Annotated in this window: 18 protein-coding genes and 1 tRNA gene; 11 read left to right on the top strand and 8 right to left on the bottom strand. The window is 59.9% G+C overall.

The genetic code is table 11. The features are described 5' to 3' along the window. Positions 1–47 precede the first annotated feature (47 nt). The gene (locus tag ACFWXH_RS02445; RefSeq protein ID WP_054308997.1) at positions 48–404 is read left to right on the top strand and encodes a hypothetical protein; all 357 of its coding nucleotides are present in this window, start codon (positions 48–50) and stop codon (positions 402–404) included. Positions 405–484: 80 nt separating this feature from the next. Further along, complete coding sequence (locus tag ACFWXH_RS02440) at positions 485–874, top strand: DUF427 domain-containing protein (RefSeq protein ID WP_379117193.1); 390 nt, start codon at positions 485–487, stop codon at positions 872–874. A 46-nt stretch (positions 875–920) separates the two neighbouring features. On the opposite strand, the gene ACFWXH_RS02435 is transcribed toward ACFWXH_RS02440, so the two are convergent. Beyond that, positions 921–1,814: a transcriptional regulator GcvA gene (locus tag ACFWXH_RS02435; protein ID WP_379118920.1), complete on the bottom strand. Its 894-nt coding sequence runs from the start codon at positions 1,812–1,814 to the stop codon at positions 921–923. A 109-nt stretch (positions 1,815–1,923) separates the two neighbouring features. Between ACFWXH_RS02435 and ACFWXH_RS02430 the strand changes: the two genes are divergently transcribed. Then, positions 1,924–2,409: a VOC family protein gene (locus ACFWXH_RS02430; protein ID WP_379117191.1), complete on the top strand. Its 486-nt coding sequence runs from the start codon at positions 1,924–1,926 to the stop codon at positions 2,407–2,409. A 34-nt stretch (positions 2,410–2,443) separates the two neighbouring features. Further along, the gene (locus tag ACFWXH_RS02425) at positions 2,444–3,175 is read left to right on the top strand and encodes an SDR family oxidoreductase (protein WP_379117189.1); all 732 of its coding nucleotides are present in this window, start codon (positions 2,444–2,446) and stop codon (positions 3,173–3,175) included. Between the two features lie 37 nt (positions 3,176–3,212). On the opposite strand, the gene ACFWXH_RS02420 is transcribed toward ACFWXH_RS02425, so the two are convergent. Together ACFWXH_RS02420 and ppdK are read right to left on the bottom strand one after the other, a co-directional pair. Then, positions 3,213–3,971: a polysaccharide deacetylase family protein gene (locus ACFWXH_RS02420; protein WP_379117187.1), complete on the bottom strand. Its 759-nt coding sequence runs from the start codon at positions 3,969–3,971 to the stop codon at positions 3,213–3,215. A gap of 93 nt (positions 3,972–4,064) precedes the next feature. Beyond that, on the bottom strand, positions 4,065–6,725 hold the full coding sequence (ppdK, locus tag ACFWXH_RS02415) for a pyruvate, phosphate dikinase (protein ID WP_379117185.1): 2,661 nt from the start codon (positions 6,723–6,725) through the stop codon (positions 4,065–4,067). Positions 6,726–7,060: 335 nt separating this feature from the next. Here ppdK and ACFWXH_RS02410 point away from each other — a divergent pair, with 335 nt between their 5' ends. The 4 genes from ACFWXH_RS02410 to ACFWXH_RS02395 all read left to right on the top strand — a co-directional run bounded on the left by ACFWXH_RS02410 (position 7,061) and on the right by ACFWXH_RS02395 (position 9,764). Further along, positions 7,061–7,405, top strand: a complete 345-nt coding sequence (locus ACFWXH_RS02410) for a VOC family protein (protein ID WP_054309003.1) — start codon at positions 7,061–7,063, stop codon at positions 7,403–7,405. A 124-nt stretch (positions 7,406–7,529) separates the two neighbouring features. Continuing rightward, a tRNA-Gln gene (locus ACFWXH_RS02405) sits at positions 7,530–7,604 on the top strand. Between the two features lie 554 nt (positions 7,605–8,158). After that, the gene (locus ACFWXH_RS02400; protein WP_379117183.1) at positions 8,159–8,371 is read left to right on the top strand and encodes a hypothetical protein; all 213 of its coding nucleotides are present in this window, start codon (positions 8,159–8,161) and stop codon (positions 8,369–8,371) included. Positions 8,372–8,597: 226 nt separating this feature from the next. Continuing rightward, positions 8,598–9,764, top strand: a complete 1,167-nt coding sequence (locus ACFWXH_RS02395) for a glycosyltransferase family 87 protein (RefSeq protein ID WP_379117181.1) — start codon at positions 8,598–8,600, stop codon at positions 9,762–9,764. Between the two features lie 229 nt (positions 9,765–9,993). On the opposite strand, the gene ACFWXH_RS02390 is transcribed toward ACFWXH_RS02395, so the two are convergent. From ACFWXH_RS02390 to ACFWXH_RS02370, 5 genes are all read right to left on the bottom strand, one after another. Continuing rightward, positions 9,994–10,650: a class I SAM-dependent methyltransferase gene (locus ACFWXH_RS02390; RefSeq protein WP_379117179.1), complete on the bottom strand. Its 657-nt coding sequence runs from the start codon at positions 10,648–10,650 to the stop codon at positions 9,994–9,996. Between the two features lie 153 nt (positions 10,651–10,803). Next, entirely contained in the window at positions 10,804–11,778 is a 975-nt protein-coding gene (locus ACFWXH_RS02385) for an NAD-dependent epimerase/dehydratase family protein (protein WP_379117176.1), read from the bottom strand. Positions 11,779–11,881: 103 nt separating this feature from the next. After that, positions 11,882–15,343 carry a chromosome segregation protein SMC gene (gene smc, locus ACFWXH_RS02380; RefSeq protein WP_379117173.1) on the bottom strand — a complete coding sequence of 1,154 codons (3,462 nt, stop codon included), beginning with the start codon at positions 15,341–15,343 and terminating at the stop codon, positions 11,882–11,884. Positions 15,344–15,403: 60 nt separating this feature from the next. Then, a complete protein-coding gene (locus ACFWXH_RS02375; protein WP_379117171.1) occupies positions 15,404–16,144 on the bottom strand; it encodes a DsbA family protein in 741 nt (246 codons plus the stop codon). A gap of 142 nt (positions 16,145–16,286) precedes the next feature. After that, entirely contained in the window at positions 16,287–16,784 is a 498-nt protein-coding gene (locus tag ACFWXH_RS02370; protein ID WP_379117168.1) for a DUF721 domain-containing protein, read from the bottom strand. Positions 16,785–16,835: 51 nt separating this feature from the next. On the opposite strand from ACFWXH_RS02370, the gene mutY reads away from it, so the two are divergent. The 3 genes from mutY to ACFWXH_RS02355 are packed head-to-tail and all read left to right on the top strand — an operon-like array spanning position 16,836 to position 18,927. Next, positions 16,836–17,960 carry an A/G-specific adenine glycosylase gene (gene mutY, locus ACFWXH_RS02365; RefSeq protein ID WP_379117165.1) on the top strand — a complete coding sequence of 375 codons (1,125 nt, stop codon included), beginning with the start codon at positions 16,836–16,838 and terminating at the stop codon, positions 17,958–17,960. Next, complete coding sequence (locus ACFWXH_RS02360; protein WP_054309010.1) at positions 17,957–18,568, top strand: HAD family phosphatase; 612 nt, start codon at positions 17,957–17,959, stop codon at positions 18,566–18,568. Before mutY ends, ACFWXH_RS02360 begins: the two co-directional genes overlap by 4 nt. Then, the gene (locus tag ACFWXH_RS02355) at positions 18,565–18,927 is read left to right on the top strand and encodes a nuclear transport factor 2 family protein (protein ID WP_054309011.1); all 363 of its coding nucleotides are present in this window, start codon (positions 18,565–18,567) and stop codon (positions 18,925–18,927) included. The genes ACFWXH_RS02360 and ACFWXH_RS02355 overlap by 4 nt, the downstream gene beginning before the upstream one ends. Positions 18,928–18,943: the final 16 nt, after the last annotated feature.

Here is an 18,943-nt window from a genome sequence, read left to right as displayed (position 1 = left end):
TATTTTCAAGATGGCGGGTGTGACAGGCGAGATGGATGAGGTTCGCGATGGACCCGCAGATCGACGATGAAGCCCTTGAAACCGCGCTTGAGGAAAGCCTCGGCGAACTGACACCGGTAGCCAAGGCAGTCTCCAGGGAAGAATTCGCAACGGTTGTTGACGGCGCATTGGAAGCCGTGAGCGGCAAACTGCTGTTCAGCATGTGTGTGTTGAATGAGGGCGCCGATGAGTACGTTGCCGCCGCGTCGGTCGGAGATGGCGAGAACCGCCAATATCTGCTGCTGTCATTGCCCGCCGCAGGTGGCTCCCTGAAAGTGGAGACCGCCTCCAAAAGCAGCAACCCGGCCGCCCGTATCGCTGAGGCCTATGCCGGGCTGATGGATGCGCTGAAGGTCGCCGCTTAGCCACACGGATCAGTTTGTCAGCAGGCTGCTGGCCGTAGGCGCTGCTGATCCTATATTGGGGCCAGCAACGGAGAAGCCTCATGGACCAGAAAGCCAACCCTGCGCCCGGTTTCAAACGCAACCCAGCCCACACCATTACCATCCAACCGTTCGATGGTACGGTCACCGTCAGTTTCGGCGGCATTGTGATCGCGGCTTCCAGCCGCGCGCAGCTTCTGCAGGAAGCCAGCTATCCACCGGTGCTTTATGTGCCCTACGCCGACATCCGCTTCGAAGCACTGAAGCCGAGTGACACATCCACCCATTGTCCCTACAAGGGCGACGCCAGCTATTGGAGCGCCGATACCGGCGGCGAAACACGCAAGGACGTGATGTGGGCCTATAAAGCGCCCTATGACGAAATGCTCGTGATCAGGGATCACGGTGCCTTCTATCCCGACCGCGTCGCCATCGAAGCAACGCCGGCCTGATTAGGCCCTTGGGTGCGCCTACCTCTGCTTTGCCAGAAGCAACCCTTCAAGTCCTGAGTGGTTCGATCTCCGAAAGGAGCCAGTCTCGAAAGGCTTTCACCTTGCGTTGGCGAATAGCGTCCGTGGGATAGACGACGTAGAAGCTGGAGACCGACTTCAATGCATGCTCAAAAGGCCGCACCAGCCTCCCTGCGGCCAGATCGGCTGCGACAAGCATCGTGCGACCGAGCACGACCCCTTCCCCCTGTACGGCGGACTCGACCGCAAAGCTGGCAGAGTCGAATGTCAATCCACTTTTCGGATCCACGCCTGCCACGCCAGCACTGGCAAGCCAGGTTGCCCAGTCGATCGGATAACCGTCATGGATCAGTGGGTGGTACCTGAGATCCTCCGGCTTGCGAAGCGGATGATCGCCCTCCAGAAGCTTGGGGCTGCACACGGGAAAAACCTCTTCGCCGGCCAGGAATTCGGACGTCAAGCCAGCATAGTTACCGCTGCCGTAGCGGATGGCGATATCGATGCCGTCACCGCGGAAGTTGGTCAGCTTGCCGGTCGTTGAAACTCGCACGTCGATATCGCTGTGAGCGCGGTGGAAGCGGTAGAGCCGCGGCACAAGCCATCTGCCGGCGAAACCGTCAGAAGTGCTGACATTCAGCGTCGTGTTCGAATGGCGGGCCGTTGCAGAAGCCGTGGCTACCGCCAGTTGATCGAGCATGTCTCGGATGGCCCGCGCATAAGGCTCGCCAATAGCAGTGAGCCGTACCGACCGCGTCGCTCGCTCGAACAACAGAACGCCGAGTTGATCCTCGAGATTCTTGATCGCCCTGCTGATGGCCCCGTGCGTGACATTGAGCTCTTCAGCCGCCCTGGTGAAGCTCAAGTGCCGCGCCGCAGCCTCGAAACTCGGCAATGCATTGAGTGGAGGAAGCTTTCGGGCCATGGCCAATTTGTGAGCAATCTTCACAAATTGGTGCCAACTAATGGTTTGTACGTCAAGCCATTGCTGATCAAATTCCATGGAATATGTGATCAACGCTCACGAGGTCAGCATGGCGACCATTCACCCTTTCCTCTGGTTCAATGGAAATTCGGAAGACGCACGGGATTTCTACCTGTCCGTTTTCAAGAATTCGAAAACGCTAGGGACCCGGCAATTCACCGACGGTTTTTCGAAAGCGGGCGAAACCGTTCCACATGCCATCTTCGACTTCGAACTCGAAGGCCTGAAGCTCACGGCGCTCAACGCCGGATCGATGCCGCACTTCAATGAATGGCTTTCGCTCTACATCGAGACCAAAGACCAGGAAGAGACCGACTACTATTGCAACGCGCTCACCGCAGACGGGGGCTCTGAAAAGCCATGCGGCTGGCTGCAGGACAAATTCGGCGTCTACTGGCAGGTCATTCCCGAGATCGCGCTGAAACTCATGACCGACCCGGATCGCGAAAAAGCGCATCGGGCAAGACAGGCCATGTACAAGATGAACAAGATCATCGTCTCGGACCTGGAAGCAGCCTACGCCGGAAAGGCGTGATCCCTTACAGCATCATCGAGAAGCAGAGGCTCCCATGGCATCGCTCCAGGGCAAGAAGGTCGTCGTCGTCGGAGGCAGTTCCGGCATCGGGCTCGGTGTCGCGGCGGCGGCCCTTCAAAATGGCGCCAGTGTCACGATCGTCGGCCGTTCGCATGAAAAACTACAGGCTGCACTACGATCACTTGGTGCAAGCAGCACCGTAAGAAGCATTGCGACCGATATGACAGAGGAAACGGAGGTCAGCCGGCTGTTCGGGAACATCGGACCATTCGACCATCTCGTTTCGACCGCTGGGACACCGCCGCCGAATTACCCGATCAACGATACTGATATGGATTTCGTACGACGCTTCGTCGACAACAAGCTTATCGGTGCGGTCATGCTCGCCAAACATGCAGTTCGAACGCTGATCAGCGGAGGGTCCATGACCTTCACCTCCGGTATCAACAAAGATCGGCCGCCAGTTCCCGGAGGTTCGGTCGTGTCCGCCATCGCCGGTTCTTTCAGCTATTTTTCCAAGGCGCTCGCGCTGGAACTCGCGCCGACGCGCGTCAATATCGTATCCCCGGGTTGGGTCGATACGCCAATGTGGGACGAACTCGTCGGAGAGGCCAAATCCGGCTTCTTTGCCGATATCGGTTCTCGATTGCCTGCAAGAAAGGTCGCGACGCCGGCTGACATCGCACCTGCATATCTCTACCTCATGGAAAGCGAGTTCACGACCGGCGAGACATTACACATCGACGGCGGACAACGGCTGATCTAGCGATTTAGCGCAATCCCACTCAGGCCGAGGAAGGCTTTCAGTAACCTGCAACCGTCTCAACGGTTGTGCCGTCCGACCCCTCAGCAGGCACATCCGACAATTTCACGAAGGAAAACCCCTTGGCCTTGAGCGCGAGGATACCTTTGGCCACCCCTTCGCCAGCCATGTGGGTCGGCTGGTTGATATGAGCGATGATCACATCCCCATCACGGGAAGCGGCAATGCGCTTTTCTGTTGTTGTTGCGCCAAGCAACGAACCGCCGTCCCCGTTCACAGAGTAGCCGGCGACACGCAGGCCGAGTTTGCGGATCTGCTCGATGGCGCTCTTGCTATAACGGGCTGTCGCACCGCGAAACCAGCGTGGCGCCGTCACACCGGCCACCTCGATCGCTTCAGCGCCACCTCGCACCTCCTGGTCGACCGCCGCGGGCGAGCCAGCGGCGGCAATGCCGAAGATACGGGTCGGCCGATCGACCGCCGGCACGTGCCTGGCGCCGTGATCCTCGATTTCGAACAGGTCCGGATGCGTCTGCAACTCGGCGAGCACATCCTTATTGTGCTTCAGCCAGCGGCTGGTGACGAAGATCGTCGCCGGCACGCGGTTGTCGATCAGCACGGACAGGATGCGGCGGTCAGCCTTGCCCATACATGCGTCGAAGGTCAGCGCCACACGTGGCGTTTCCTTGCCGCCCGGTGCAATGTGCAAGGTTGGTTCGACAAGGCGTTCGGACGGCACAGCCAGGGCTTGACCGGTCAGTAGCGTCGCCGTCAGGGCAAAGGCAGCAAAAATACGCATCGCAACTTTCGGGGAACTTGTTTTTCGCTGTCCCTGGATGGCGAAAACGGCGATCTTGCGACGACAGACACAAGATCGCCGGACGTTCCCCTGTTACTTTGCGACCGCCGCCTGTGCCGCCGCCAGACGGGCGATCGGCACACGGAAGGGCGAACAGGATACATAGTCCAGCCCCACTTCCTCGCAGAAGCGGATCGAGGCCGGATCGCCACCGTGCTCGCCGCAGATGCCGAGCTTGATCGACGGACGCGTGCCCTTGCCCTTTTCAGCGGCCATGCGCACCAGTTCGCCAACGCCGTCCCTGTCGAGCGACACGAACGGATCCTGCTCGATGATGCCTTTCTGGCGATAGGTTTCCAGGAAGGAGGCAGCATCGTCGCGCGAAATGCCGAAGGTGGTTTGCGTAAGGTCATTCGTGCCGAAGGAAAAGAATTCCGCAGTCTCGGCAATGACATGGGCGCGGATCGCCGCTCGCGGCAGCTCGATCATGGTGCCGGTGAGATAGTCGATCTTGACACCGCTCTCATCCATGACGGCCTTCGCCACCTGGTCGATGCGCGCCTTGACATAGTCGAGTTCCTTCACAATTCCGACCAGCGGCACCATGATTTCCGGCACCACCAGTGCACCTGCCTTGCGACCGGCTTCGACCGCCGCCTCGAAGATGGCGCGCGCCTGCATTTCGGCGATCTCCGGATAGGAAACCGCCAGGCGGCAGCCACGATGGCCGAGCATAGGGTTGAACTCGTGTAAGGCTTCGGTGCGTTGCCGTAGCTTGTCTGCTGAGACATTCATCGCAGCAGCAACCTCGGCCACCTCCTCCTCGGTCTTGGGCAGGAACTCGTGCAACGGCGGGTCGAGCAGACGGATGGTCACTGGCAGACCAGCCATGATCTCGAAGAGCTCAAGGAAGTCCGAGCGCTGCATCGGTAGAAGTTTGGCCAATGCGGCACGACGATCCTTCTCGGTATCAGCCAGGATCATCTCGCGCATGGCGACGATGCGGGCACCGTCGAAGAACATATGCTCGGTGCGGCAGAGCCCGATGCCCTCGGCACCGAACGAACGGGCCATGCGTGCATCGGCCGGCGTCTCGGCATTGGTACGCACCTTCATTCGGCGCGCGCCATCAGCCCATTCCATGATGGCAGCGAAATCGCCTGAAAGCTCCGGCTGCAGCATCGGCACAGAACCCTTCAGCACCTGGCCGTTGCCGCCGTCGATGGTGATGACATCGCCCTTCTTGAAGGTAGCGCCGAGTGCAATCAGAACGCCGGCCTTGTGGTCGACGCGCAGCGAACCGGCGCCCGAGACGCAAGGCTTGCCCATGCCGCGTGCCACCACCGCGGCATGGCTGGTCATACCGCCGCGGGTGGTAAGGATGCCTTCGGCGGCATGCATGCCATGGATATCCTCAGGCGAGGTTTCGACGCGCACCAGGATCGCCTTGCGTCCCTGCGACTTCAGTTCCTCGGCCTCATCGGAAGAGAACACGATCTCGCCGGTGGCTGCACCGGGCGATGCTGGCAGGCCGACGCCGATGACGTTGCGCTCGGCACGAGGATCGATCGTCGGATGCAGGAGTTGATCAAGCGAAGCCGGATCGATACGAGCCACTGCCTGTTCCTTGGTGATCAGCCCTTCATGAGCCATATCAACCGCGATCTTCAGCGCTGCCTTGGCAGTGCGCTTGCCGGAGCGCGTCTGCAGCATCCACAATTTGCCGCGCTCGATGGTGAATTCGAGGTCCTGCATATCGCGGTAGTGTTTTTCGAGCTTGTCCGAGATCGCGACGAAGTTGGCGAACGCCTCGGGCATCAGCTTTTGCAGCGAGGGCTTGTCCGAGCCGGCGGCGATGCGGGCAGCTTCGGTGATGTTCTGCGGCGTGCGGATACCGGCTACCACGTCCTCGCCCTGCGCGTTCACCAGGAACTCGCCGTAAAGCACCTTCTCGCCGGTCGAAGGATTGCGGGTGAAGGCAACGCCGGTGGCCGAGGTCTCGCCCATATTGCCGAAAACCATGGCTTGGACATTAACCGCGGTTCCCCAGGCTTCAGGAATATCGTGCAGCCGGCGGTAAGTGATGGCGCGCGCGTTCATCCAGCTGGAAAAGACGGCGCCAATAGCGCCCCAGAGCTGTTCGCGTGGATCCTGGGGGAACGGCTTGCCGAGTTCTTCTTCAACCTTGGCCTTGTAGAGTGCGATCACACCTTGCCATTCGATGGCCGAAAGTTCCGTGTCGAGCTCATAGCCCAAGCTTGCTTTCTGGTCTTCCAGGATTTCCTCGAAGACTTCGTGGTCGAGCCCCATGACGACATCGGAATACATCTGGATGAAGCGGCGGTAGCTGTCATAGGCAAAACGCGCATCGCCGGAATCGGTCGCCAGTGCCTCGACCGTCTCGTCGTTGAGCCCAAGGTTGAGCACGGTGTCCATCATGCCGGGCATCGACGCGCGAGCGCCGGAACGCACCGAAACAAGAAGCAGTTTTGCGGGATCGCCGAAGCTGCGGCCGGTGATCCGGCCTATATGCCCCAATGCCTCATCCACGTCGGCTTCGAGCGTGTCCGGATAGGCGCGGCCATTGGCATAATAGTGATTGCAAGCATCAGTGGTGATCGTAAAACCTGGCGGCACTGGCAGGCCCAGGCTGCACATCTCGGCCAGATTGGCTCCCTTGCCGCCCAGCAGATTTTTATCTCCGGCGCGGCCCTCGGCCGCTCCGTCGCCAAAGGTGTAGACCCACTTGGTCATGCTTGCTCCTCAGCCTGGTTTTGCCTCAGGGCTCTTGCCCCCAGGATAAGCCTCGCGGCCTGCCTAAGATGCTGCGCTGCGAAAGGCAAGCGCTTGAAACATTCGCTCGTGCCTACAATCGATTAAGCCATTTTAGGGGTGAGCGATGTGTCGGAAATCGGGCAGAACATCCCACCCGTAAGGATGGCCGAGCGGTGTATCCGGACCCGTCTTGAAGTGAGAGGGGAATCAGCAACGGAGCTGTCAACGGCTCTCTGGGCTCGGTACACTGCCCCTTGAGCCCTTGCCGGGTTTTGTGCGATAAAGAGAACATATAAAGAACAAGGAACACACCGATGAGGAAGACGGGCAAGCTCGACTATATCGAAATGCCGGCCACGAATGGCAAGCTCGACAACGTCAAGGCTTTCTACAGCGCGGCTTTCTCCTGGTCGTTCACGGACTACGGCCCGACATATTCGGCTTTCAGCGAAGGGCTGGATGGCGGTTTTGACGCCGACGCCTCTGCAGCCGCGGCCAAACCGCTGCCGGTGCTCTATTCGGAAAACCTGGAAGAGACACTCGATGCAGTAACCAACGCCGGCGGCACAATCGTGAAGCCGATCTTCTCGTTTCCCGGCGGCAGGCGCTTTCACTTCGCCGATCCGGCCGGCAATGAACTGGCGGTTTGGGGCGAATAGCGGCTACTCGACGGCCCGAGCCTTTCAGGGGTCCGTGCGTGGATTTTGGTCTGTTATTGGCGATTGTGCTTTTGGCCGGCTCTGCCTATAAGGCCGCTCACGTTCGATTCATGCGTTCGATTGTTGGGGCGTCGCCAAGCGGTAAGGCATCGGTTTTTGGTACCGACATTCCCAGGTTCGAATCCTGGCGCCCCAGCCAAATCAAATCAAGCATTTAAGATGCCGGAAACAGCAATATTTCGGGCGACTGAGGTCAAGGCAATCGACTACGCGGCAGTCGCGATTGCTTATCTAGTTGTCTTCGGCATAGGCGTCGCGCTTACTCACCAATTGTCGTCCTGTCCACGCATCGCAAACGCAAAAGTTAGCCCTGCTCCGGCTAGGTGGGCTGACAATGGCGGCAATCAGCGGTAGAGGCTACGGCAGGCTGTTTCCCCTGATCGCGAGCCATACAGAAGCTTTTCCACCGTGGTCGCGCTTCTAACTTTTGGCAAAAAAGGGTGATGCGAAGGATACGCGCAATTGCGCCAGCGCTTCGTCCATTCGTCGAGGGGTTCTTCGGCTGGAAACGGTACAGTTGCCCGCACGTGAGTTGTCGTGCTATCTTTTTTCTACGTTCGTACTTCCTTTAGAGGAAGTTGAACCGGGCTCGGGAAGCGTTGGCGCGACTCCCGGGCCTTTCTTTTAAGGAAATGCCATAATTTGCCATCATTTTCCGAGAGCTTGAAACGGCCTCGATAGATGGATGGGGCCATGGCAATCGTGACCATTGTGCACTCATCGAAGAAGCGCCATCATAATACGATCGAGACTTCCTTCTTCGCAAAGTCCCCTGAAATGGGCGCCATCAGCGTCAACATACTGGTTCTTCAACAAAGCGCGAATCGAGGGCGAGTACGGCGTACTCATACCGATATTCGGCCACCTTACAGCCCGCTCAGCCCGACCGCTTCCTTCAAACAATGAGTTTGGCTGGACCCGGGCGGTATGCTCCAGCGGCGCTTCTTTTTGACGTTCGGTCGCTGAACATTTTCGGAACCGTGAACGAGCCCACCTGTCGAAATAGAGCCGAGAGGATCCCTCTCCGCAGGCGATGCGGACCGCTCCGGTGCAGCGCGCATAGACAACTTCTACAATTTATAAACCTTAGAACATGCTAATAGGCGTACAGCCTTCCTTTGGCAGGGATCACGTGTCTATTTCAAAACCGCTCTACGAATGCAGTGGCCTTATTCTTTGGTCGCTTGCGCTATTTACAGTTTTGATCATTGCAGCACTGAAGCCAGAAGTGCGATCCGTCCTAGTCGCTTATGATTTCGGAACGCAGAGTTTCTACTCTCATAGCACGCTCTACAATTTAGAAAGCACAATGGGTTATCTATATGCGCCTGGATTTGCCGCGCTCTACGCCCCATTTTATGCTTTAGGTCCAGCTGTCGGCGGCCTGCTGTGGCGAGGACTCGGCGTAGGATTGCTGACCTTCGTTGTGTTCAAGCAAGTGAAGCGGCTCGACACAGCGAACACTACTGAAATCGGCTCCCTAGCGATGTTCATTGCAATACCTCTATCGCTGGGGGCGGTCCGCAATGGACAAGCCACCATTCTCTTAACGGCTGCTTGCTGGCTGCTCACGCTCAATGCGCTAGACCGGCGTCGAGGAGCTACTTTGCTTTGGGCTCTGATTGCGCTTCTGGTTAAGCCAACCGCTATTGTGATGGTGTTGCTGGTTGGCGCACTTCGACCAAAGCTTATTCCTCACCTAGTTATCGCCATCCTACTTGTTTTCGCGATCCCGTACGCATTCGCTCCTGCTGACTACGTAACCTCCCAGAACATCGAATTCGTTCGCCTGCTTTCGTCTATGAGCAGCAATCGCTCAAGCGCTTTCGAACCTGCTGACTTTACCGGTGTTTTGACCGCCTTCGGCATTGAAGTCTCATCCAGTGTTGCGATGCTGGTCCGGATGCTGGCCGCTGGCATGATGCTCGCTACAGTCGTTTGGATTGATCGGCGGGCCGGGCGACACAGAGCGTTCGCTATCTTCCTAATGGCAACCTGTTACATGACGGTTTTTAACCCCAGGGTCGAATCCAATACCTATGTGATGCTGGCAGTTCCGCTGGCTGTGGCAATTTCATACTTAAAGCTACGCATTCCGGGTCAGCCACTCGTGTCAGCGTGTGGGATTCTGGTTTTTATCGCGGGCCTGACAGGTGCTCACGCGCACATTCACACAATGCTCAATCCCTGGTTTAAGCCGCTGGTCATGACGCTGGTTGCTATTCCTGTATTTGTTTGGCTTCTTGAAGTAGCCCTGCATCCGAGACAGAAAAGCGCACCTTCAATCCGCAGCGTCTAGCGCAACAGACACGAAAAGCCCGTCCACCGGGTGCGACAGTGGTCCCGAAATAGGCGCTGACGCTGACGCAATCATGATTGTGATGCGACATAGGCGCGGCGTGGCAAATTTATCTTTTAAAATCAATGGACATTCAAACACTCTGACTCCTTTAGTCATGGTTCGAATGCAAGCTCCCAGCCATAGGCTGCCCGCGCAGGGCTGGGCGCAATTCGAAATCCCGATCCCCTCAATATTGCAGGGATTTTGGAAACGCTTTCGCCCAGTCCTTCTTTATGAAATCGAGACAGATCGACTCGTTTTCATCATATGTGAAGCTGGAGCCATGCTCTGTGTATCGTCGGCTGATTAGCCGATAGGCCGGATTCCAGGTAAAGAACCTCGAGAAATCCATCTTGTGAGCGAATACGCCGGGCTTGTGAGAGTACGGATTCTTGAAAACGTGCCTGGGGCTGAAGTCCAAAATGGCCACCAGCCCACCGTCGGCCAGAACACGATCCGCCTCTGCAGCTATCCTAAAATAGTCTCTTGGATCCGTCAGATACAAACAGAACCCAAAGATAAGTGTATCAACGCTGGAGTCAGGCAGGTCGATCCTGTCGGCAGTCCCAATCTCAAACGTGATTTCAGGATATATAGCGCGGCCGTGGGCAACAGCCTTTGCTGATGGATCAAAACCCCAGCATCTCGACCCAAATTTGTCGCGAAGAAGCGATAGACGTTCCCCTTCTCCACACCCGATCTCGGCAATCAGCTCTGGCTGAACTTGCAAGCTCAACATTTCGCTGACGACGAGATCCGTTCCCTTGTGCCCAAGTGCTGCAAGGTTACGCTCAAACCAGGCATCACCTTCCCCCGAGAGAAAAATCGATTTCTGCGAAGTCATCGTAACGAGCTCGATTGAGAGGACGGTCCGGCTTGGTCCTGCAAAGAAGCCACACAAAGCTCGCGTTGCCAAGCAATCGAGGCTCGCGATCCAGAGCTCTTTTCAAGCAGCACCTGTGCGATTGCAGCAGATTGTCTCGCCTGGGATCTAGGCCTATTCCCGCCTCTGCCACTCATCACGATACCAGTCGACAAACTTTCGCAACCCATCCTCAATGGAGGTGTTGGGCTTGAAGCCGATGGCGCGGTCGAGTTCGGTGACATCGGCAAAGGTGCGCTCGACATCGCCAGGCTGCATCGGTTCGTATTGCCGCCTAGCCTCGATGCCGATCAGGCGCTCCAGCGTGTCGATGAAATCACCCAACCGGACCGGGTTGTTGTTGCCTATATTGTAGAGTCGCGCCGGCGGCGTCTCGCCGGCAGGCGGATTGTCCAGCACCTTCACCACGGCTTCCACGACGTCATCGACATAGGTGAAATCGCGCCACATCTCGCCTTGGTTGAAAACACGGATCGGCTTGCCGGAAAGGATGGCCTTGGTAAAAAGCCAATAGGCCATGTCTGGCCTGCCCCACGGCCCGTAAACCGTGAAGAAACGCAGGCCCGTAAGTGGAATGGAGTAAAGATGAGCGTAGGTATGACTCATCAGCTCGTCGGCCTTCTTGGTGGCCGCATAAAGCGAAACCGGGGTGTCTACCTTGTCGGTCTCCGAAAACGGCACCTTTTGGTTGCCGCCATAGACCGAACTCGACGAGGCATAGACCAAGTGCTCGAAACCAGGCTGCGCCCGGCAGAACTCCAGCACTTCCAGATGCCCCGCAATGTTGGAGCGTATGTAGGCGCGTGGATTATCGAGTGAATGGCGCACCCCGGCCTGAGCCGCCAGATGCACAATACGCTTGATGCCACGGCTCGACAGTGAAGCCAGTGCGTTCTCATCCGCCATGTCGAGCTTGCGGAACGAGAAGTGGCTGCGCGGGGAAAGCCGCTCAAGGCGCGCCTGCTTCAGCGCCGGATCGTAATAGTCATTCAGATTGTCGACGCCGATAACCTCCTCGCCCTGGTCGAGCAGGCGGTGGCAGACATGGCTGCCGATGAAGCCGGCTGCGCCGGTGACGAGTATGGGCAAGGGCGTTCTCCGTGACCGCAGACTGCGACCAAGCAAGCCGGCTGGCGATTGAGTGCTATCACCGAGATCGTCGAAAGTTCAACAGCACAGATGGCGACGAAGGTCAGCTCGCCTCGCGCATCGCTTCCGCAGCCTGCAGGTCGACCGAGACCAGCTGGCTGACACCCTGCTCAGCCATGGTGACACCGAACAGGCGATCCATGCGCGCCATGGTGATCGGATTGTGGGTGATGACGACGAAGCGCGTCTCCGTCGACGCCGACATTTCATCCATCAGGTTGCAGAAACGTTCGACGTTGTGGTCGTCGAGCGGCGCATCGACCTCGTCCAGCACGCAGATCGGCGCCGGATTGGTGAGGAAGACGGCAAATATCAGCGACATCGCAGTCAGCGCTTGCTCGCCGCCGGACAGAAGCGTCATCGTCTGCGGCTTCTTGCCGGGCGGGCGGGCAAGAATCTCGAGGCCGGCCTCGAGCGGGTCTTCCGACTCGATCAATTGCAGTTCGGCTGTGCCGCCGCCGAACAGATGGGTGAACAGCCGCTGGAAATGGCTGTTGACGACGTCAAAAGCGGCAAGCAGACGCTCACGACCTTCGCGGTTGAGGCTCTGGATGGCTTGACGCAGCTTGCGGATCGCCTCGATGACGTCCTCACGCTCGGAAACGATGGTCTCCAGCCGCTCCGACAGCTCGCGCTGCTCTTCCTCGGCGCGCAGATTGACGGCACCCAGCCGCTCACGCTCGATCTTCAGCCGCTCCAGCTGACGCTCGATCTCGCCCATGTCGGGCATCGGGCTATCGGCCTCCAGCCCGGTGTGGCGGATGACCAGATGCGGCGGCGTGTTGAGCGCCTCCTGGATGCGGGCTTCGACTTCCAGCCGGCGCTCGTCGGCGGCGGTCAGCCGCTCCTCAGCGCGCACGCGTGCCTCGCGTGCTTCGGCAAGCGTGGTGATGGCTGCGGTGGCCGCCTTGTCGAGCTCGGCCTGGCGGTTTTCGGCCTCCTGCAACCGGTCGGCGGCGTTCTTGCGCAGCGTCTCGGCTTCCGAAAGCTGCGACAGCAAAGCGCGGCGGCGCTGGTCGAGTTCATCCGGCGCATCGGCCAATTGCTCGCGTTCGGCCGCAGCCTCGGCCTTGCGTTCACCAAGCGAGGCTATCTGGGCGGACGCATTCTCAGCCCGCGACAGCCAGTTGTTGCGTTCGACCTGGATGGCTTCCAGGCGACGCGTGCGCGCCTCGGCCTCGCGCTTCAGCCCCTCATGGACGGCGCGGGCATCGGCGAGCGCCGCGCGATCGCGCGACACATGGGCGGCTGCCTGTTCGAGCCTGGACTGCAGGTCGGCAAGATCAGGAGCATCTTTCAACTGCTCTTCCGCCTCGACGTGGATGGCGGAGGCTTCTTCATGGGCCTCGACCACCCGAGCACGGGATTCGGTCAGGGCAGCCCGCCGCGTCGTGAACTCACCAGCCGCTCTTTCCGCTTGAACCAGCGCATTGTGCGCCGCATCGAGCGCGTGCTGCGCTTCGCGCCAGGTCTGGCGCGCTCCCTTTTCGGCCTCGACAGCGGCACGCAGCCCAGCTTCCGCCTTGGCAAGGGCCTCCTCGGCCCCGCGCACGACACGCGTGGCGGCAATCGCCTCGGCGTCGAGTTCGGCCAACCGGTTCTTCTGTGCGAGGCGTTGCGCGGCCGGCGTTGGCGCATCGGCACTCGCTGTGAAACCGTCCCAACGCCAAAGAGCTCCTTCGCGGCTCACCAGCCTCTGGCCGGGCAGCAGCAACGCTTGCAACCGCTTGCCGTCGCCCGCTTCGACGATGCCGATTTGCGCCAGGCGGCGCGCCAGTTGTCCCGGCGCCTTGACGACGCTGGCCAAGCTGCGCGTGCCTTCCGGCAATGCCGGGTCGCCGGCCTGCACCTCACCATCACCCCAGTGTACGGGAGCGCTGCGGTCGAGCGGCACGTCGAGGTCTTCGCCAAGAGCCGCCCCCAGCGCCGTCTCAAAGCCCCGTTCGACGCTGATCTGTTCCAAGACAGCAGGGAAAAGGTCCCCACCACCGACCGAGTTCAGGATCTTGGCCAGTGTGCGTGCTTCGGTCTCGACCCGGGCAAGTTCTGCCTTGGCCTCCTGCAGCGGACCGCGCGCGGCAGCCTCCGCGCTGCGAGCCTCAACCACACGCTGCTCGGATTCGAGCGCTGCCATCTCGGTGGTAGCAAGCGTTTCGGTCGCTTCCTCGACCAGGATCTTTTTCTCCGCCGGGTCAGCAAGGGCGGCAATGCGCTGACCAATTTCAGCGAGTTCGCGATCGGCATCGGCAAGCTGGCGAGCGAAACGGTCACGCCGTTCAGCGGCCTCACGCAAGGTGCGCTCGATCTGGTTACGTCCGGCGGCGGCCTCCGCGCGTTCCGCTGTCAGCTTGGCCAGTTTTTCTTCACTGGCCGCCAACGTCGCCGTTGCCTGTTCGAAAGCGGTGCGAGTGTTGGCCTCCCGTTCGGCTGCGCCAGCGTTTTCAGCATTCAGCGTCGTCTCTTCCGCCGCCAGTCGTTCCAACACGGCGGCATTGTCGCGCACCATGCGTTCTTCGCGCTCGATGTCGGCGTCGAGTTGCTGCAGCCGTCGGTCGAGTTCAGTCTGGCGAGCGCTGATACGGCCTGCCTCTTCCTCGATCTGCGACTTGGCGATCGACAGTCGCTGGAAGGCAGCCGCGGCCTTGGCCTCCGCGTCGCGCAGATCCGGCAAGCGGTGCGCACTGATCGCCTGTTCCTTGGCGGCATTCATCTGAGAAGAGGCGCGGTCGCCGACCAGCGCGGTCGCAGTTGCCAGTGCCGAGCGCGCCTCGGCTTCCTGCGCCTTGGCAAGCGTCCAGCGCAGATGCAGCAGGGTGGCTTCCGCCTTGCGGATATCGGCCGACAGGTTCTTGAAACGCGAAGCCTGACGCGCCTGACGCTTCAGGCTCTCGATCTGGCTTTCCAGCTCACCGACGACATCGTCCAGCCGCTCGAGATTTTGCTCGGCACCTTTCAGCCGCAGTTCCGCTTCATGGCGGCGTGTGTGCAGGCCGGAAATGCCTGCCGCTTCTTCCAGCAAAGCGCGGCGCGCCTGGGGCTTGGCCTGGATGAGCTCGCCGATGCGGCCCTGCCCGACCATCGAGGGTGAGCGAGCACCGGTCGACTGATCGGCAAAGAGAAGCTGCACGTCCTTGGCGCGCGCTTCCTTGCCGTTGATGCGGTAGACCGAACCCGCCTCGCGCTCGATGCGGCGCGAAACCTGCAGCTCGTCGGCGTCGTTGAAGGCGGACGGCGCGGTACGGTCGACATTGTCGAGGAAAAGCGTGACTTCGGCGGTGTTGCGGGCCGGCCGTGTGTTGGAGCCCGAGAAAATGACGTCGTCCATGCCGGACGCGCGCATGTTCTTGTAGGAGCTTTCGCCCATCACCCAGCGGAGCGCTTCCACCAGGTTGGACTTGCCACAGCCGTTCGGCCCCACGATACCGGTGAGGCCGCGTTCGATAACGAACTCACCGGGTTCGACGAAGGATTTGAAACCGAGCAGGCGCAGCCGCGAGAATTTCATTCGCGCAGCCCCATATGGGCGCTCGCGCCGAGCCGCTGCCGCCCCGGCGCTGCCGGAACGTCAGAGCAGAGGGTCGATGATGGCCGACATTTCCTCAATCGACAACGCACCCTTGTAGGTTTGACCGTTGATGAAGAAGGTCGGCGTTGAGTCGACCTTGAATTCGTCCGCGCCGCGCTTCTGCACTGATCTGACTTGGTCCAGAAGTTTCTGGTCCGTCAAGCAGGCGTTGAAGCTCTCCTGTGTAAAACCGGCCAGTTTGGACAATTGGAACATGGCATCCTTGACGTTTTCTGCCACGGCCCAGTTTTGCTGCTGCTTGAAGAGGACATCCACCATCGGGAAATAGTTGTCGCCGGCACAGCGCGCCAGCATGAAACCGGCCTCGGCGCGCGGATCAAACGGGAACTCGCGGAAGATCAATCGCGCCTTGCCTGTATCGATATATTTGGTCTTCAGCTCCGGCAGCGTCGTTTCATGGAAATGCGCGCAGTGCGGGCAGGTCATGGAAGCGTATTCGATGATGGTGACCTTCGCATCATCCTTGCCGAGCTGCCTTTCCGGCAACTCGCCAGACTTCAGGAGCGCTGTCATGTCGACGGATCCGGACGACTGCGGCGCAGCCGCCGCTGGCTTGTCGGCCCCGGCCGGCTTCATCGCATCTGCAGGCTTAGCGGTCTCTGCCGGCTTGGCGGTCTCGGCTTCGGCCTCGCCCACCTTATTGCAGGCCGCGAGCGCCAGCGCCGCCGGTGCGACGGCCAGCGTGGTCAGAATGGATCTGCGGGACAGAAGACGGTTCATCGAATCACCTGATCAGGATTTGATTTTGCAATGGATAGCCAAGGAAAAGCGAGAGTTCGCGGGAATTAAGGCATTGCGGGGCCCAAGTCCAATCGGGAAAACCGGTTGAAACGATCACGAAAACGCGAGAGCGCGGTGAAGTCTATTTGCGCTGACCGATGATGGTAGCGCCCAATCTCTCCAGCGAAGCACGCAATGCCTCGTCTTCCACGCCGCCGACCACGCGTTCGAGGCGCGATTTCTCCAGCGGCGTCAGCGGCCTGGCCGGTTGGGCGGTGCGGCGTTTGGTCTCCGTCAGCGGCTTCTGCACGATGCGGATGCGGCCGACAGCCTGGAAACCCAGGAACGCATTGACGCGACCGATGATCTCGTCGGCCTGATGCTGAAGATGAAGCGCCGCAACGCCCTGGCAAGCCACCACCAGAGCAGCGGGCTCGAACGGATCATCCTCATGCATGCGTCGTGGCCACTGGATCCGCTCCGGCCTCGATGTGCCGGCCAGCCGCGATCCAACGATCTCCTCCCAGGATTGGACGAGGCCGATCGAGATGCCGGCGCGCTTGCGCAGTACCGGGTCCAAGATGCCGGTTGCAAGATCGCTGACCGGCACGGGATTGCTGTAAGGGGGTTTCCCTGTCATGCGTTCTCCGTCAGACAGCAGGACCGGCTGAACCGCATCCCGAAACGATCAATGACACCGCCCGACCAGACCCGCAAGCCCGCATATGACAGTGAGATCGACATCGCCTCCCGCCTGCTTGGCTGGTATGACGCGCATCATCGCGATCTGCCCTGGCGCGTGGCGCCGCGCGACCTTGCCAGGGGCACTCAACCAGACCCTTACCGCATCTGGCTCTCGGAAGTAATGTTGCAGCAGACCACCGTCGAGGCGGTCAAAGCCTATTTCCAGGCTTTCCTGGAGCGTTGGCCCACCGTACAGGCACTCGGCGCGGCGAATGCCGACGACGTCATGAAAGCCTGGGCCGGGCTGGGCTATTATTCGCGAGCGCGCAATCTGAAAGCCTGCGCGGACCAGATCGCAGCGCAAGGCGGCCGCTTTCCAGACACCGAGGATGGCCTGCGCGCCCTGCCCGGTATCGGAGCCTACACCGCCGCGGCGATTGCCGCTATCGCCTTCAACCGTCCTGCCGCGGTCGTTGACGGCAATGTCGAGCGCGTCGTTTCGCGACTGTTTTCGATCGATACTCCCTTGCCGCTGGCAAAGCCGGAAATCCGCACCCATGTCGAAAAAATGGTGCCGCAAGGCAGGCCCGGCGACTTCGCTCAGGCAATGATGGATCTCGGCGCCACCATCTGCACGCCGCGCAGGCCCCGCTGCATGTTGTGCCCGCTGCGGCAAGACTGCAGTGCAATCCTTTCGGGAGATCCGGAATTCTATCCGGTGAAACTCGCCAAGCCGGAAAAGCCGTCACGGCGCGGTGCCGCCTTCGTCGCGATCCGCAACGATGGCGCCGTCCTCCTGCGCAAGCGCCCTGAAAAAGGCCTGCTCGGCGGCATGAGCGAGGTACCGACCACAGGCTGGACCGCGCGTATCGACGGCGCAACCGGCACCGACGCCGCGCCGTTCCCAGCAAACTGGCGCCCTTGCGGCACCATCAACCACGTGTTCACGCATTTTGCGCTGGAACTCAGCGTCTATATGGCGAGCGTCGATATCACCGCCGCCCCGCAAGGTTTCTTCTGGTCGCGACCCGGCTGGATCAATGACGAGGCCTTGCCCACTGTCATGAAAAAGGCAATCGAAGCAGCTATGCCCGGCTCGACCCAAAAAGGTCCGCACAAGAGGACAGCATGACCGAAATCCGCCACATAGTCTTCGACATCGGCAAGGTGCTGTTGCACTACGACCCCAATCTGCCTTTCAACCGGCTGATCCCGGACGCAGCGGAACGTCAGTGGTTCTTCGACAATGTCTGCACGAGCGACTGGAATGTGGAGCAGGATCGCGGCCGCACATGGGAAGAGGCGGAAGGCCTTCTGCTCGACCGACACCCTGATCATGCCGAGAACATCCGCAATTTCCGCCGCCATTGGCATGAGATGGTGCCGCACGCCTATGATGACAGTGTCGCGCTGATGGAAGGCCTGATCGATGACGGCCATGACGTCACCATGCTTACCAACTTCGCTTCCGACACGTTCCGAGAAGCACAGGAGCGTTTCATCTTCCTGAAACGGCCGCGCGGCGTGACTGTTTCGGGCGACGTGAAGCTCATCAAGCCCGACCGTGCCATCTACGACCATCACATCAAATCTTTCGATCTTGAGCCGTCGGCAACACTGTTCATTGACGACAGCCAGAAGAATGTCGACGGCGCCAAGGAGGCTGGCTGGGAGGCGGTGCTGTTCACCGATGCCGCAACGCTGAAACGCGATCTGGCCGAGCGGGGAATAAAAGCATGAGCGTCATTCACGAGCCGGCCAAGACACTCGCCCGATTCCACGAAGTAACCAACGCGCAAGACTTCGCCGCAATCGAGGCGATGTTCGCGCCTGAAGTTGTCTATGTTTCGCAAGGAGTTGGCGGACGCATCGAAGGCCGGGATGCCGTCATGGCGGCCTTCCGCACCTATTTCGAGGAATATCCGGACCAGGACGCGAAAGACAAGAAGCTGGAAGCGCTGTCGCCCAACAGCGCGCGTTCCGAATGGTCGCTCACCGGAACCAGCACAAAGACCGGCGTGTGGCGGGAACGGCACGGCGCCGAGACCATCACCCTTGACGATGATGGCCTGATAATCCGAGTGGACGTCGAGGGCTAAGCTCTCTCTTCGTTTC

Source organism: Mesorhizobium sp. NPDC059054, from assembly GCF_042739215.1.
GTDB lineage: Bacteria > Pseudomonadota > Alphaproteobacteria > Rhizobiales > Rhizobiaceae > Mesorhizobium.
The sequence above is the reverse complement of the archived record's forward strand: the minus strand, read 5'-3'. Positions and strand labels throughout refer to the sequence as shown.